The organism is Oscillatoria salina IIICB1 (genome assembly GCF_020144665.1).
Classification (GTDB): Bacteria; Cyanobacteriota; Cyanobacteriia; order Cyanobacteriales; family SIO1D9; genus IIICB1.
Genome location: NZ_JAAHBQ010000009.1, coordinates 53843 through 69760 on the forward strand (window position 1 = coordinate 53843; position 15918 = coordinate 69760).

General features: G+C 39.4%; 14 protein-coding genes. 9 read left to right on the forward strand and 5 right to left on the reverse strand.

All coding sequences use genetic code 11. The features are described 5' to 3' along the window. The first annotated feature begins 4 nt into the window (after positions 1-4). The 3 genes from G3T18_RS03380 to G3T18_RS03390 all read left to right on the forward strand — a co-directional run bounded on the left by G3T18_RS03380 (position 5) and on the right by G3T18_RS03390 (position 3580). A complete protein-coding gene (locus tag G3T18_RS03380; RefSeq protein ID WP_224409114.1) occupies positions 5-460 on the forward strand; it encodes a response regulator in 456 nt (151 codons plus the stop codon). An 18-nt stretch (positions 461-478) separates the two neighbouring features. Further along, a complete protein-coding gene (locus G3T18_RS03385) occupies positions 479-1948 on the forward strand; it encodes a sensor histidine kinase (protein WP_224409115.1) in 1470 nt (489 codons plus the stop codon). Between the two features lie 75 nt (positions 1949-2023). Next, complete coding sequence (locus G3T18_RS03390) at positions 2024-3580, forward strand: ATP-binding response regulator (RefSeq protein ID WP_224409116.1); 1557 nt, start codon at positions 2024-2026, stop codon at positions 3578-3580. A gap of 24 nt (positions 3581-3604) precedes the next feature. On the opposite strand, the gene G3T18_RS03395 is transcribed toward G3T18_RS03390, so the two are convergent. The 4 genes from G3T18_RS03395 to G3T18_RS03410 form a co-directional block, all read right to left on the reverse strand. Further along, positions 3605-4150: a hypothetical protein gene (locus G3T18_RS03395; RefSeq protein ID WP_224409117.1), complete on the reverse strand. Its 546-nt coding sequence runs from the start codon at positions 4148-4150 to the stop codon at positions 3605-3607. A 380-nt stretch (positions 4151-4530) separates the two neighbouring features. Next, a complete protein-coding gene (locus G3T18_RS03400) occupies positions 4531-5430 on the reverse strand; it encodes an ROK family protein (protein WP_224409118.1) in 900 nt (299 codons plus the stop codon). 50 nt (positions 5431-5480) lie between these two features. Then, positions 5481-6353, reverse strand: a complete 873-nt coding sequence (locus G3T18_RS03405) for an ABC transporter permease (RefSeq protein WP_224409119.1) — start codon at positions 6351-6353, stop codon at positions 5481-5483. 205 nt (positions 6354-6558) lie between these two features. After that, entirely contained in the window at positions 6559-8382 is a 1824-nt protein-coding gene (locus tag G3T18_RS03410; RefSeq protein WP_224409120.1) for a tetratricopeptide repeat protein, read from the reverse strand. Between the two features lie 58 nt (positions 8383-8440). Between G3T18_RS03410 and G3T18_RS03415 the strand changes: the two genes are divergently transcribed. The 6 genes from G3T18_RS03415 (at position 8441) to G3T18_RS03440 (ending at position 12706) form a co-directional block, all read left to right on the forward strand. Then, positions 8441-9031, forward strand: a complete 591-nt coding sequence (locus G3T18_RS03415) for a Uma2 family endonuclease (protein WP_224409121.1) — start codon at positions 8441-8443, stop codon at positions 9029-9031. A gap of 73 nt (positions 9032-9104) precedes the next feature. Next, the gene (locus tag G3T18_RS03420) at positions 9105-9902 is read left to right on the forward strand and encodes a Uma2 family endonuclease (protein WP_224409122.1); all 798 of its coding nucleotides are present in this window, start codon (positions 9105-9107) and stop codon (positions 9900-9902) included. 145 nt (positions 9903-10047) lie between these two features. Then, positions 10048-10476, forward strand: coding sequence for a DUF29 family protein (locus tag G3T18_RS03425; RefSeq protein ID WP_224409123.1), 429 nt, complete (start codon positions 10048-10050; stop codon positions 10474-10476). A gap of 64 nt (positions 10477-10540) precedes the next feature. Further along, complete coding sequence (locus G3T18_RS03430; protein ID WP_224409124.1) at positions 10541-11491, forward strand: hypothetical protein; 951 nt, start codon at positions 10541-10543, stop codon at positions 11489-11491. A gap of 77 nt (positions 11492-11568) precedes the next feature. Further along, positions 11569-12207, forward strand: coding sequence for a ThiF family adenylyltransferase (locus G3T18_RS03435; protein WP_224409125.1), 639 nt, complete (start codon positions 11569-11571; stop codon positions 12205-12207). 157 nt (positions 12208-12364) lie between these two features. Then, positions 12365-12706: a hypothetical protein gene (locus tag G3T18_RS03440; protein ID WP_224409126.1), complete on the forward strand. Its 342-nt coding sequence runs from the start codon at positions 12365-12367 to the stop codon at positions 12704-12706. Between the two features lie 123 nt (positions 12707-12829). Here G3T18_RS03440 and G3T18_RS03445 read toward each other — a convergent pair whose 3' ends face one another. Continuing rightward, entirely contained in the window at positions 12830-15445 is a 2616-nt protein-coding gene (locus G3T18_RS03445) for a PAS domain S-box protein (protein ID WP_224409127.1), read from the reverse strand. Between the last annotated feature and the right edge of the window lie 473 nt (positions 15446-15918).

Sequence of the window (15918 nt, forward strand, 5' to 3'; positions counted from 1 at the left end):
GTAAATGAAACCAACAAATAAATATCCTATTTTATTAGTAGAAGATGATTCCAATGATGTTCTCTTGATTCAAAGAGCTTGCCGTCGTGCAACAATTGCTAATCCGGTGATTGTGGTAGAAGATGGAGATGAAGCTGTAAGTTATCTTAGTGGTGAAGGAAAATATGCTGACCGAGAAACTTATCCTTTGCCTGTAATTATGTTATTAGATTTGAAATTACCTCGGCGATCGGGTTTGGAAGTATTAACTTGGTTGAGAAATCAGCCAAGAGTCAAACGTTTGCCGGTAGTAGTTTTAACTTCTTCTCGCGAAAATCAAGATGTTGACCGAGCTTACGATATTGGCGTAAATTCTTATTTAATTAAACCAGTGGCTTTTGAGGATTTAATGGAATTAATCGCAAATCTCAATATTTATTGGTTATTACTTAACGAGCATCCTTCTCTAGAAACAGCTTAAATTTAAGGGAATTAACCTGTGTTGCGAATTTTGCTCGTAGACGACAACCCTGACGATCGCTTGTTATGTGTCCGTGAATTAAAACGGGAATTTGCTCAGTTGGAGATCGAGCAAATTATCGATCCCCAAGGTCTAGAAGCGGCAATAACCGCAGATAAATATGATTTAGTAGTTACTGACTATCAACTTCGTTGGAGTAATGGGTTAAAAGTTTTGCAAGCGGTGAAAAAGCGCGATCGCTTTCGTCCTGTGGTAATGTTTACCAATACTGGAACTCAAGAAATTGCCGTGGAAGCGATGAAAGCAGGACTTGATGATTATGTGGTTAAGTCACCAAAGCATTTTGTCCGTTTACCCGTGACGGTGCGTTCGGTTTGGCGAAGTTCTCAATTGAAGCGAAGAACTGCTGAATTGGAGTTGCGTTTTCAATCTTTGTTGAATAATCTCGATGTTGGGGTATTTCGCACTAATTTAGCTGGTGAGTTGTTGGAAGCTAATGCGGCTTTTTTGCAAATTATCGGCGTTGATTCTTTGTCTGAAGCGCAACAGTTGGATTTATCCCAGTTATATCGAACGGAAATAGCTAGTAAACAGCAGCGAGAATTAGAGTTACAGCAGCCAGAGGGGAAGAAGATTTGGTTGAGGGTAAAACAAATTAAGATCGAAATTGATGGTAAAAGTTTTCTTGATGGTATCGTCGAAGATATTAGCGATCGCCGACAAGCAGAACTAGCCATTCGCGAACTTAACCAAACTCTCGAACAACGCGTAAGCGATCGCACTAACAAACTCAAAGAAGTTAACGAAGAATTACAAGCTTTTGCTTATTCAGTTTCTCACGATCTCCAAGAACCTTTGCGAGCAATTCAAGGATTTTCCAGCATCTTTTTACAAGATTACGCTCAACAACTAGATTCTGAAGGTCAAAATTATGCTCGTCGTTTGCGTAACGCTGCCCAACGTCTCACTGAAATGGTGCAAGACCTTCTCGACTATACTCGCATAACTCGTAACAAATTTCCAGTTGAACCTGTAGATTTGTCCTCAGTGGTTGAGCAAGTGTTAAACAATCTTGAAGTTTCGCTGCAAGAACGAAAAGCAGAAATTATCGTCGAGTCACCTTTACCCGTCGTACTCGCTAATGAGGCAATTTTGATTCAAGTTCTCGCCAATATCTTGACAAATGCCATAAAATTTGTTAACAAAAACAATTTGCCAAAAGTTAGAATCCGTACAGACACCAGAGGCGAAATGGTGAGAATTTGGGTAGAAGACAATGGCATTGGGATTGAAGCGGACAAACAACAGCAAATTTTTCGCGTTTTTGAGCGATTACACGGAGTGGAGAGCTATCCAGGAACCGGAATCGGTTTGGCGATCGCTCGTAAAGGAATCGAACGACTTGGCGGAAAAATAGGTGTAGAATCAAGAGTGAATCAAGGCAGTAAGTTTTGGCTAGAATTAACAAAAATAGAAAATTGTGCATAAGTTTGACCTCAAGGTTTATTGCCTAAATTTGGCACAATCAATAGTTAACTCTGAGAAAATAGAGACAATAGCCAAATGTTACGCATTCTCGTAATTGACGATAGTTCCGACGACCGTATCTTGATTATCCGCGAACTCAAACGTGAGTTTAGCGAAGTAGAATTTGAGCAAATAATTGACCGCCAAGAATTCGTTTGCGTACTTGCTACAGGTGATTTTGATTTAGTAGTTACAGACTATCAATTACGCTGGAGTAATGGCATAAAAATTCTTGAAGAAATCAAAAATAACTACCCCAACTGTCCGGTAGTAATGTTTACCAATAGCGGGAATGAAGAAATCGCAGTAACGGCGATGAAAGCAGGTTTAGATGACTATGTAACTAAATCTCCTAAACATTATTTGCGTCTTGCTAAAGCAGTTAGTTCGGTTTGGCAACGTACCCAAGCCCAGCGACAAGTTTCCCTTTTACAAACAGAACTAGATTCGTTGCTGAATGACTTAAGCGTCGGTGTATTTCGCACTACTTTAGATGGGAAAATTGTTTCGGGAAATGCCGCATTTTTGCGTTTATTAGGCGTTAAGGAACTTGACGAAGCACAAAAATTACTTGCAACTCAACCAAAGGAATTACAGAAGTTCTTCTTTCTCGAAAAAGAAGCAAATCGCCAATTAGCGATCGATAATGTTAGAGAAAATCAAGAAATTAAATTGCTTCGCGCGGACAAACAAGAAATTTGGGTAGATTTAAGTCATCAAGTTCGCACCTACAACGGAGAAAGAGTTATCGACGGACTGATGGAAGATATTAGCACGCGCAAACAAATCGAAGCCGAACGCCTGCGGTTACTCGAAAGCGAACAGAAAGCTAGAACAGAAGCCGAAAAACTCAATCGACTCAAAGATGAATTTTTGGCAAATTTATCTCACGAGTTGCGAACGCCAATGAATAGTATTCTTGGTTGGTCGCAGCTTTTGCGATCTGGTAATGTGAGTCGAGAAAAAATGACTCGTGCCTTACAAGTTATCGAACGCAATGCCAAAACACAAGTGCAACTAATTGAAGATTTATTGGATGTTTCGCGGATTATTCGCGGCAAAATGCAGCTATCTGTGCAACCAATAAATTTATCTGAGACGGTGGAAACAGCTTTAGATACGGTGCGTCCAGCCGCAGAAGCTAAACAAATTAGCTTAGAAATAGAATCTCAGCCAGAACTAGCAGTTGTCAATGGAGACAGCGATCGCCTCCAACAAGTTTTCTGGAATTTGCTAGTCAACGCAATTAAATATACACCTTGTCAAGGTTCAATCAGGGTCAAAATCCACAGCAATAACAACCAAGTGCAAGTTCAAGTCACGGATACTGGTAAAGGTATCTCCCCAGAATTTTTACCTTATGTCTTCGATCGCTTTCGTCAAGTAGATAGTAGCAGTACCCGCCTTCACAGTGGACTCGGACTGGGATTAGCGATCGTTCGTCATCTCGTCGAATTACACGGTGGAACAGCTTTCGCCGACAGCAAAGGTGAAGGACAGGGAGCAACTTTTACGATCGAACTGCCACTTCTGTGCGAAAATCAGCCCGCTCAATCAAAGCAAAAACAACTTGACTGCGGAGGAACTTTTTAACTCCAGCGATCGCCTGTGAAAATACTAACTAACTGATGTATTTTTTTTCCCTTTAACCAAACTGCCATTTTCTTCAGTTGTCATTGCTTCTTGCACTGTAAAAATTGCCTTTTCACTTAAATCTCCTTTGATTACTCCCAAAATCGAACTTAAATCTCCTGCTGAATTGCGAATTGATTCTAGTTCCGCAAATCCCGAAACAATACTAATAATTAATTGATGATTTTTTTTATCCTTAGCTGCTTCTCTTTGTTCCCCAGTTAAAGAGTGCTTATCTAACACAGCTTCAATTACCGGAATTAAAGTTTCTGCTTCTTCTCTTAACTCCTCTAACTCCGCCGTTTTCATCAGCAGATTTACCAAAGCTTGAGCATCTTGTTCTAAAGGAGTAGCTGGTGTTGATTTTCTTCTCGGCATTTTATCAATCCTGACAATATTATTTTTACTAAAGCCATTGGGAAAGTATTCTGGTGGTAGTACCCCTTCTTCCCAAAGACGAAACACTGCTTCTAACACTTCCTTTTCTTTTTGACTGCTCTGAACAACTATAAATCCTTGTCGTTCAGACAAAGGTTTTTCTAAATCATTAATCAGTAAATAGTCAATAATCTTACCTCACAATCAAATAATAATTAGTTAGCTGAAATACATAAATCTTTGCTACCCATCATTCTAAAATTTGTAGCATTTTCTCGTTCATTTCATCTTACTATCTATTATAAATTATCTGCTCACTTTCAATTAATTCTAATTGTTAAATTAATTTAAACTAAAACACTTTGTAACCTTAATAGACAAAGTTAATCAACAAACCTCTCCCCCAGCCCCTCTCCTGCAAAGAGAGGGGAGAATTTTTCTAACTATAGTCTAAAAAAATTTATTAATTACTCCCCCTTCCCTGGTAGGGAAGGGGGTAGGGGGGTTAGGTTAGATAACTTTTCTAATTTTCCTCAGCTTTCAACTAATTGCCAAGCCAACTTAGCCGCCCCAACCATACCAGCATTATTACCTAATTCTGCCTTTAATAACTGCAAACCAACACGAGAAATAGCTAACACGCGGCGCTCAATTTCTTGTAAAGTTGTCGGCAAGAAAAATTCTGCACTCGCGCTGACACCACCACCAATAATAACTGCTTCTGGAGTTAAAACATAAATCAAACTAGCTAAACCAACGCCCAAAATTTTGCCATAACTTTGCCAAAATTCTAAAGCTTCTAAATCTCCAGCTTGCGCCAACTTGCCTAATTCTAAAGGTTCTTTACCCGTAGCACGACGAATCGCAGCAATGGAAAGATACTGTTCTAAAGAACCATTATTTCCACTATTACAAACAGGTCCTTCAGGATTTAACGTAATTAAACCTAGTTCTCCAGCTCCACCTTGAGGGCCTGTATATAGTTTACCATCAAGAATAATTGCTCCGCCTACTCCTGTCCCCAAAGTTAACAGAATTAAATGATTAAACTCTTTTCCTGCACCTAACCAAGCTTCGCCCAAACCAGCACAATTAGCATCATTAGCAATAATCGTTGGTAATCCAGTTTTTGAGGTTAACAAATCAGCCAAAGGAACATCTTGCCAATCTGCTAAATTAATTGCAACCCGAACAATTTTACCAGTCACATCCGTAGGTCCAGGAGTACCAATACCAAGAGCAACAATTTTGTGATTTTTCTTGACTTTATTAACAACTTGTGAAATAGATTCAACAACTAATCCTGGAGATGAAGGTTGAGGTGTAGAAATTTGCCAAGACTCTAAACAGGTTCCATCTCGAAGAAAACGCCCTATTTTAATTGCCGTCCCGCCCAAATCGATCCCCATAACTTGAGGTTTATCTTGATTCATAATTGATTATTTACTGTTGCGAACGCTCTAGAAAATTAATCTTGAAATTGCTACTTACGAGGATTAAAAATTTCGCTCAAACCTTCTCCTAACAAAGATAAACCTGTCACCATCAAAGCCATTGCTAAACCAGGAAACAAAGCAGTCCACCAAATTCCCGTCGGTAAAGCATCGAGTGCTAATCTGAGATCGTAACCCCATTCAGGTACTTCTTCAGGTAATCCTAAGCCGAGAAAACCCAAACCACCTAAGATTAAAATAGCATCAGCAGCATTCAGCGTGAATAAAACAGGTACGCTTTGAATTACATTTAAAAATAAATAACGAGAAAGGACTCTTCTTGGTGTCGCTCCCATTGCTTTTGCTGCTTCGATAAAAAGTTCAGTTTTGACACTGGTAGTGTGATTGCGGACAACACGATAATATTGAGGAACGTAAGAAATTGAAAGTGCGATCGCCGCATTCAAGATTCCCCTTCCTACCACAAAAGCTAAGGTTACTGAAAGTAGCAATCCAGGCAAAGTATAAACTGTATCCATCAGAAACAGCAAAATGCGATCGGCAACACCACCCAAATAGCCACTTACCAAGCCCAAAGGTACACCAATTAATAAAGACAGGGTAGTAGCCAAAATAACTACTTTCAAAGCAGCTTGCGTACCATACAAAGTACGAGCAAAAACATCGTATCCTTGTCGAGTAGTACCAAACCAATGTGAGAAACTCGGTGCTTCGTGAATTGGGTTAATTAAAGATGCCGTCGGATCTTGAATTAATCCCAAATTTTGCAACAAAGGCGCAAAAATAGCAATGAGAATGAAACAAACTGTAATAACCAATCCCACCCACATCAAAGTCATCGAGAGACTCGAACGCAGCGAAGAACGTAAAAAAGGCGGTAAAGTAAACTTACTCGTAGTCATTTCTTAAATTAGCTAAGATAGATTACCTATTTATTATTGAGGATCTCGACTTTTTTGGCTATTGAATTAAGTCATCATGTAAGTTTACATTAGATTTAGTAGTCAAATATTTACGGAAATATGTTTCTGATGGTTTAACCAAAAAGAATGTCTGATTCAGTCCCATTTTCTCTAAATCCTCCTAATTTAATTTAGTAGACAAAAATCAACCTTCTTCTTTGTATTTTTGCAGTAGTTGCGGTATATAATCGTAACCATCGATACCGATATGTTTAATAATTTCTCTGCGCGAAAGTTGCAAAGCTTCTTTAAATTTTTCCGGCGCTTGTCCTTGCAAAATTATTAATAATCCGGCTGGTTGTCGCCATTCATCGGCATTAATTTGCGCTAACAAATACATTCCTAAACAACCACAAGTTACAGTTTCTTTCAAACTATTGACTTGTTTATATCCTTCTGCTAAGTAAGCGTAATTAAGTCCTTGTAAATACAAATCGCCCGAAAATTTAGCTGCTTCTAAACCTTTACTTAAAGATTCGATTGCAGCCGAAGGTTGTGCTAAAAATAATTGCGCGATTCCGAGACTACTATAACATAAAGCTTTACTTTGTCCGTCATTTAATCTGATGGCTGCTTGTAAACCTTGTTCTAAATAATTAATCGCGGCTTCGTAAACTTCGGTTTCGGGACGTTCATTTTGAATTGCTTTTAATACTTCACTATAACCTAAATTTGCCAGCGCATTTGCTTGTCCGAGACTATCTCCATACTGACGGCTAAACATTAAAGCCCGTTGACTAGAATTAACCGCTTCATTATAATTTTTTTCGGCGATAAAAGTGCGGCTGAGATGATTAAGATTAGCAATTTCGCAGACGCGATCGCCAGCAGATCCCGCAATTAGCAAAGCTTCTTGGTGAAAGGTTTTTGCTTGGTTTAACCTACCTTGGGCTTTTTGCGAATAACCTAATAAAGTTAAAATTCTCGCCTTTTCTTGCGTACCTTCTACTTCTCGCAAAGGTTCGTCTAAATAATTCAATGCTTCTCGCAAATTTTCGCCACCGAAAAAGGCAAAAACGCCACCATATAAAGGAAAATATTCCCGTTGGGTAAACGTTCGCAAAATTTGCAGCATGATTTGAAAGCAACCTTGAGCATAAGTGTTAGCTGTAGGGGAATTTAAGCCATTAGCTAATTGCGACCAAATGACGGCAAAAGTAAGAAATGTAGAAATGGATAAATTCGCCCCTAATTCACTGTTATAAATCCGTTGGTCGAAAAATTGTACCAAACCGCGTTGCAAACATTGTAAAACTACGGTTAATTCTACCCAAGCAGCAGTTTCAACCGCAGTTTGTTTGCTTGCAAATTCAATTAAAGATTCTCGTTGGGCTAAAGTTTGAAATAATTGCTGAATCAAAGGACTATTAATTAATTTTCCCCAAAAACCCCAAGGTCCGCTATCTTGGGAAGTACCGCTAAAACCTAAAGCAGTTCCTCTTGGTTCGTACATCCAGCTTACAAGATTAGCTGCCAGTTTGTCCCAAGATTTTAAACCACGATTAATACCATCAGCTAAATGTTGTAAATCTTTGTCCGATTGCTGTTGTAAAGCTTGTGCTAATTGTTCTAATTGAGTTAAAGTTAAAGGGTCGCTACGATTAGGGTCAATTACTCGTAAGAAAGCGAGGAAACGACGATCGCGTTCAGTCTGAGTAATTTCTTCTACCGCAGTAGCGATCGCTAAATTAACTTGATTTTCTTCTAACCAGCGTTCCCATTGCTTTTGAATCGTTTCTAATGCTCTGAGAATCCGGGTTGCTTTTATTTTAGTCTCTAATTGCGCTTTAGTGGCGGTTATCCGTTCTAATAAACAACGTTCAAAAATTTCCCCAGTACCGCTAGTAATATTTTGCACCAGCATTCGATAAACTTGCTCCTGAGAACGAATCTTCCCTTGGAGAGTAGTATCGACGATATCATCGATTAATTGTAAGTAGCGATCGCGCACAGAAGTAGAATCAGACATAGATGTTCACATAAACCACGCTTGTAGTGTCAGTTTAGCGAAAAAGGAGAAAATTACGATGATTGCGAATCGAGAATTTCCCGCGATGACTCCCCAAAAGTATTTAGAATGGGAACCTACTCAGGAAATGCGTTACGAATATTTTAACGGGGAAGTTGTCCTGATGACAGGGGGAACCAAACCACATAACAGAATAGCATTAAATTTGGCGATCGCGCTAGATAATCAGCTTCGCGGAGGAAACTGCGAAGTTTACATTACTGACATTAAAGTTGTTATTCCAACCAGGGGTAATTATTTTTATCCTGATGTTGTCGTCACTTGCGATCTCAGAGATCGAAATAACAATCAATTGATTAATTATCCTACTTTAATTATCGAAGTTCTCTCACCTTCTACCGAAGTTTTTGACCGTAGTGAAAAATTTGCTCAATATCGTACCATAGAAACTTTGCAAGAATACGTTTTAATTCATTCTCAACGAATTTCTGTGGAAGTTTTCCGACGGAACGAACAAAATTTATGGGTACTTCATCCTTATGAATCTGGAGATACTGTTAATTTAGCGAGTGTCGGTTTATCTCTACCAATCGCAGAAATTTATCGACAAGTAGATTTAGATTTCTCTGAATTGTCTAGCGAAAATTAAAAAAATCATTTATTTGACTAACTTTTCCCTCTCATTTTGCTAAACTATAGACATCCTCACTCGCCAATTTATTATGCTAGAAACTTCCTTTATCGCACCGGAAATAGAATTACCGCCAACTGCGGCAGAACTTCCTTCTGAAGATAATATTCCCATGGAAACACAACGCCATAAAATGCAAATGGACTTGCTAATCGATACCACAGAAATTTGGTTAGCCCCCAGGTCTGATGGCTACACCAGTGGGAATATGTTTGTTTATTTTAGTTTAGAACAAGTACGCAACCGAGACTTTCGCGGTCCAGATTTTTTTGTAGTTTTAGGTGTCCCCAGACGCGAACGTTTAAGTTGGGTAGTTTGGGAAGAAGGAAAAGCGCCTGATGTAGTCATTGAGCTACTTTCAGAAAGTACCGCACCTTTTGATAAAGATAGGAAAAAGCTGATTTATCAAAATCAATTGCGCGTACCGGAATATTATTGGTTTGACCCTTTTAATCCTGATGATTGGGCTGGTTTTCATCTCCAAAATGGAGTTTATCAGCCTATTTTGCCGAACGAACGCGGACAATTAATTAGTCCGACTTTGGGGTTAGCTTTAATTTGTTGGAATGGGAATTACCGAGGAGTTGAAACTACTTGGTTACGATGGGCAAATTTAGCAGGAGAATTGATTCCTACTTTAGCAGAACAAGAACGATTACGCGCAGATCGTATTCAAGAACAAGCAAATAATGCTGAACAACGCGCAGATCGTGCTGAGTCTCAATTACAGCAGGTAGCACGCAATTTATTGCAGCAAGGAATGAGTCTAAATCAAGTAGCTCAAATGACGGGTTTGTCTGAGTCTCAAATTGAACAATTGAACAGTTAAGTTATTTCAAAGACACTTAATTATTCGTTGAGGAGGCAAAATGGTCAAATGGTTTAAACTTTGAAAATTTTACCATTTTGCTTGCTCTTTGTTCAAGTTAGGTAATGAAATTTAATGTTTCTGTGAATGTTACTAAAGATGATTTATGGAAGAATTATTAGCATTAAAAGATTTACTACTTCAAGGCGATATTACTAACGCTTTAGCTATTGTTGAAGAACTTGAAGAAATGAGCCGAGATGACAAAATAAATAATATCCGGAGTTATGGAAAGATTCTCTTGCTACATTTAATTAAGCAGCAAGTCGAAGAGAGAACAACTCGATCTTGGGATATCTCAATTCGCAATTCTGTTATTGAAATCCAAGAGAAAAATAAGCGTCGCCAAGCTAAAGGTTATTATCTCAAACCAGAGGAGTTACGCGAAGCTTTGGAGTCAGCTTATTTACAAGCGCTTAATGCAGCTTCTTTAGAGGTTGCAGAAGGACTTTATGAAGTAGATGAATTGGCAAATTTAGTTAATCGAAAAGCAATTATCGATTCTGCAATGACTTTAATCTCTGAGACACAGTAGCCAGATCCGCAGAGCCTATACTACAATATAATACATTATTCTTCAGCCACTAGAGGAAACAGCCGTGGCAGATATCCGTAACCTGATTAACGAACTTGCAGCCGCAGAAAACCAATTACAATCTACCGAATTTCTTGCGCCTTGTGTAGGTGGGGGAAAAGTACGCACTTCGGTAGCGAAAATGATTTATACATTTGTACCAAAGCCAAAAAATTTTGAGGGTTGGGGTATTTTTCAGCCTGTGAATGAGAAGGTTGCGAAAGTGGTAGATGAAGCAAGTTTGCCACAAATCGTCGGGTATCTCAACTTATTTCCGCAGTTGCGTTTGCGCTTAGTTTATCCTTTGCAGGGACAAACTTGGTTAGGTTATCCGGTGAATGAGTCGGATATGCAGCAACGTTTTGGTGTGGTGAAACCCGTTCCCGTGTATTTAGTGACCGAAGGGGCGCAATTTGAGCCAATTATTGCCCGTTTTGACGGTCAAGCTTGCTGGTTCGAGGAAATTGACCGTCGCGCGTCACCTCAGCCAGCAGAACAAATGAGGGAACTGTTGCGTCAGGAGAATTTTGCGGAGAATTTGCGTTTTGTAGGGATGACTCCGGAAATGCTGACTGTTTACGATCTGGTTTTGCGACGCAGATATGCGGAAATCAGAAGTCAGCATCGCAGTCAAGCGAGAGGTGAAGCTGTGGAGATGGAAGCTTCTGAAAATTTGGGAAAACGACAAAAAAAGCGCCAGAAAAAGCGTAAAGGGGAAAAGTATCGAGAAAGACAGAATGAGGAAAACAAGATTCGCAAAGCGTTGCGTCAAGGTGGGGGTGAGTTGGATATTTATCGCGATCGCGGCGACTATTGGCAAATAGAATGGCTTACTGCGAATGGGGAACGTCATGTTTCAGCGATCGCCAAAAACGATCTTACCGTAATTAGTTCCGGTATTTGTCTGAGTGGACGCGATCGCGATTTCGATCTTCAGTCTCTCGTCGGTGTCATCGAAAAACGTTATGAGTGGTGATTGGGGACTGGGGACTGGGGACTGGGGATTGGGGATTGGTAATTGGGAGATTCTTACTATTAACTGATAAATAAACAATGTCTATATTCTTTCACGAACAACTGTATCGCACGCCAGAATTAATGTCCAAGCTGGAAAATTTCCCCGTGACGATTTGCGGTGCGGGTGCTTTGGGTGCTAATCTGACGGAAAATTTAGCGCGTACTGGCTTTGGTAAACTGAAAGTTATCGATCGCGATCGCATTGAAGAACGCAATCTTTCGACTCAGCCTTACTACAAATCTGATGTTGGCGCATATAAGGCGAAAATCTTGACAAATAGCCTTTATCGTGCATTAAATGTAGCGATCGATGGTCAAGCGAAAGAACTAACTTCCGATAACGTTGACCAACTACTCAAAAATAGCACATTAGTCGTCGATACCTTTGATAATAGCGTAGCACGTAAAACAGTCAAAGATTACTGCGAAAACGCGCAAATTCCTGGTCTTCACGTCGGTTTAGCTAGCGACTACGCAGAAATAATCTGGAATGACAATTATCGCGTTCCCTCTCCAGTAAACGACGATGTATGTGACTATCCCTTAGCAAGAAATTTAGTTATGTTAGCAGTTGCGATCGCGTCCGAAGTAATTATTAACTTTATCGCCACTGGAGAAAAGAATTCCTATACTTTTACACTAGGAGATTTCGCCGTCAAACCTGTAAATTTATAAATTCTGTGGTGATTTTTTTCGACCTGTGTTAATATACCAACAACCCGTAGCCAAATCGTCGGAGCTTACAAACTACTTTTGTCCAAAGTATAAAAAATAGCTCTACAAACTTCTACGGGTTTTAACTTTTCAGAAATTATTTTGTGAGGAAAGTTCAATGAAAAGAGACGTACTAACAATTTTAGGTTGTTCAAGTTCTCTAGCCTTAATGCTAGCAGCAAATCCAGCCCAAGCCAACCAAGCAGTCTCTCCAGAAACTAACCAAACAAATAACGCTTCTTTCGGACAAAGAGAATTAGTATTTACCGCACCCGATTACGATCTAGCCTTAGATAACAGTAATTGTACTTGCGTTAATTCTGCTGCTTTCGAGGGAGAAAATACCGATTTTACTACTAAATTAGGCATTAATCAAACTGTATTGAATCGGATTAAATTAAAATGTGACTGTAATGCTTGTCGCAACCTGGTTAGTGAGTTAGCCGAATCAACAATTTAAGTTAAACTATTCATCTGTTAGTGTTTTAGCCCTAGAAAAAAAGGGCTAGATCCTCACGAAAAGCTTCCTTCAAGGGTTCGTAGTTAGAATTTTAGTGCGGGAATGAAGGAAATTTTTTAGTAATTAATTGCTACCTTCTTGTAGGGGAATTGTTACCACAAACTCCGTTCCTTTCCCAGGTGTTGAAAAACAATCAATTTTCCCTTGATGTTTATTAACCACAATTTGGTAACAAATAGACAAACCTAAACCGGTTCCCTTACCAACAGGTTTAGTAGTAAAAAATGGGTCGAAAATCTGTTTTTTAATTTCTTGAGAAATTCCCGAACCATTATCTTTAATTCTAATAACTGCTGCCGATTTAGAGTTCTTTTTGCTAACTTCGGTACAAATTTCAATCATAGGAGCAGAAATTTCCGAATCTTCCAACGCATCGATAGCATTACTGAGAAGATTGATAAACACTTGATTTAACTGTCCCGGATAGCATTCTACCTCCGGAATATTACCGTAATTTTTAATAACTTTAATCTCGCCACTTTTCCCATGCAAACGATGGTGTAAAATCATTAAAGTATTTTCCAAACCTTCGTGAAGATCGGCAGGTTTGCGTTCAGCTTCATCGAGTCGAGAAAAGTTACGCAAAGAGATAACAATAGAATTAATGCGATCTGTGCCAACTTTCATTGATTGGAGTAATTTGACGAAATCCTCAGTCAGAAAATCAAGGTCAGTTTCTTCAATTTTGTCTTGAATTTCCACTTTGGGTTGGGGATAACATTGTTGATAAAGTTGCAGTAAATCTAATAAATCGTGAGCGTATTCAGTAGCGTGAGCAATATTACCACGAATAAAAGAAACTGGGTTATTAATTTCATGAGCAATCCCAGCTACAAGTTGCCCTAAACTGGACATTTTTTCGCTTTGAATAAGTTGTGTTTGAGTTTGTTTAAGTTCTTTGAGAGCCTTTTTAAGTCGCGTTGCTTGCTCTTTAAGTTGTGCTTCAGAAGTACGCAAAGCAGCTTCAGCGATCGCCCGTTCTTTTAATTCAGTTTCGACTTGCTCAAAAAGTGCTGCTTGTTGAATCGCGATCGCTAACTGCACGCTCAATTGTCTCAACAATTCGATCTCCCCATCTTGCCAACGACGGGGTTTTGAGCAATGATGAACAACTATTAACCCCCAAAGCTTTTCTCCTTGCAAAACTGGTACAATTAAATTAGCTTTAACTTCAAACTGCGCCAACAAGTTAAGATGACATTCAGTTAAACCTGCATCATAAATATTTTCAATCGCGCGAATGCGACCTTTGCGATACAGAGGAGCGTGGGTAACTTGGAAACAGCGATCTTCCACATTACTACCCAAAGCTGGCGTCCAACCCGCACCTACCGACTCCACAACTACAGCCCCACTCCAGTCAGGATTAAAACGATAGAGAATCACGCGATCGCTTTGCAGCAATTGTCGCACTTCTCGAACCGCAGTCTTGAGAACATCATCTAATTTCAAAGACTGGCGAATCCGTTGAGCAACTTCTCCGACCAACTTTTCTCGCTCTACTAAAGACCGTAAAGCAGTTTCAGTTTCTTTTTGTTGGGTAATGTCTTGCGTCATCACCATTCCCGCCACAATTTTGTCATCATCATCGATAACTGGCACAATCTGAACTGATAAGACACGAGAGCGATATTCGTACTCCCAAACAGTGGTTTTTCCTTGTAGTGCAGCTTGATAGACAGAAGCAAAAGTTTGGTATTCGTGAGGTGAGGATGTTTCCTCAAGAGTTTTACCTTCTAAAAACTCTTTCGAGAGTCCAATATCCTCCATACCTTTGCCTTCTGCAAGCAAATAGCGCAATTGAGAGTCAAAAATCAAGACAAAACCGTTAGGGATATTTTGAGCTAGAGTACGGTAAAGCTTTTCATTGCGGCGAAGTTCCGCTTGGGCAAGGTAGCGATCGCTGATATCTCTAACAAAAGCACAATTATATTCTCGATTGTGAAATTCTAAATAATTAACTGTAACTTCTACAGGAATTAACCGACCATCTTTAGCTCGATGCTCAGTTTCAACTGTAAACGAACCGTGCTGCTTAATTTTCTGCCAATGTTGACTCCAAACTTTAGGGGGAAACTGCAAATCGATCTCGGAAATACTCATCCTTTGCAATTCCCCTTGAGAATAACCCAACAAGCGACAAGCTGCCTCGTTAACATACAACAATCTTCCCTCTGGAGCGATAAAAAAAGCAGCATCTGCCGCACGAGCAAGGGAAAATTCCATTAAGCGTCGAGTTTCTTCTTCCTGCTTCCGCTTGGTAATATCCGTTTGTACGCCCACAAAATGAGTCAAATTGCCTTGCTCGTCACGTACTGGTGAAATTTTTAACTCATTCCAAAATGGCGTACCATCCTTTTTATAGTTCTTGATAACTACTTGACATTCCCCTCCAACTTTTAGCGCCGCTCGAATTTGCTCAATTGCTATAGGATCGGTATCGCTTCCTTGTAAAAACTTGCAGTTTCGCCCAATAACTTCTGCGCGAGAATAACCTGTAATTTCCTCAAAAGCTTGATTGCAGTAGACAATTGGACGATGAGCTTGGCGAGCATCAGCGATCGCCACACCGCAGCTAGTTGCTGCTAAAGCACTGCGATACAAATGTAAACTTTCTCGATTCAGCAATTCTTTGACGCTTGTGTCAGAAGCAGTAAACTTGACCATTTGGTTGACCATTGTGATTTCACCAAGCAAAGGTTAAGGGAAGTCTTGAGTGTAATTTCCACAGAGCTAGAGCTTTTACTAGCCTATATTTTTTCCTAATTTGTTGACTATATCTTAGGGAATAGGTGGAGAAGAGTTAATGTTAGTTTTTCTCCTGCTTCCCTCAGTAGATCTACGGCAAGATTTTTCGTTTTTTTCCCATCATCAATCCAGCAAAGTGTTTGAGTTAAAGAATTTAAACAGCTTGACAATTTGATTTTTCTTAAAATAGGAGAATATTTTCAGCTTGCTTTCTCCGCCAAGCTAACTTTCTTCCTTTCCTCAACTAGTTATTAAAATTATATTAAAAATATTAGAAAAGTGTAAATAGATACAGATTTGCTTGACCAGAGAAGAGGCGCTCCGGAAAAAATTTTGCTAAAAATGAGCAAGCAGCCCAAAAACTAGTTTCATTTCATTGGGATTGTGGAGATTGCGACCTATTA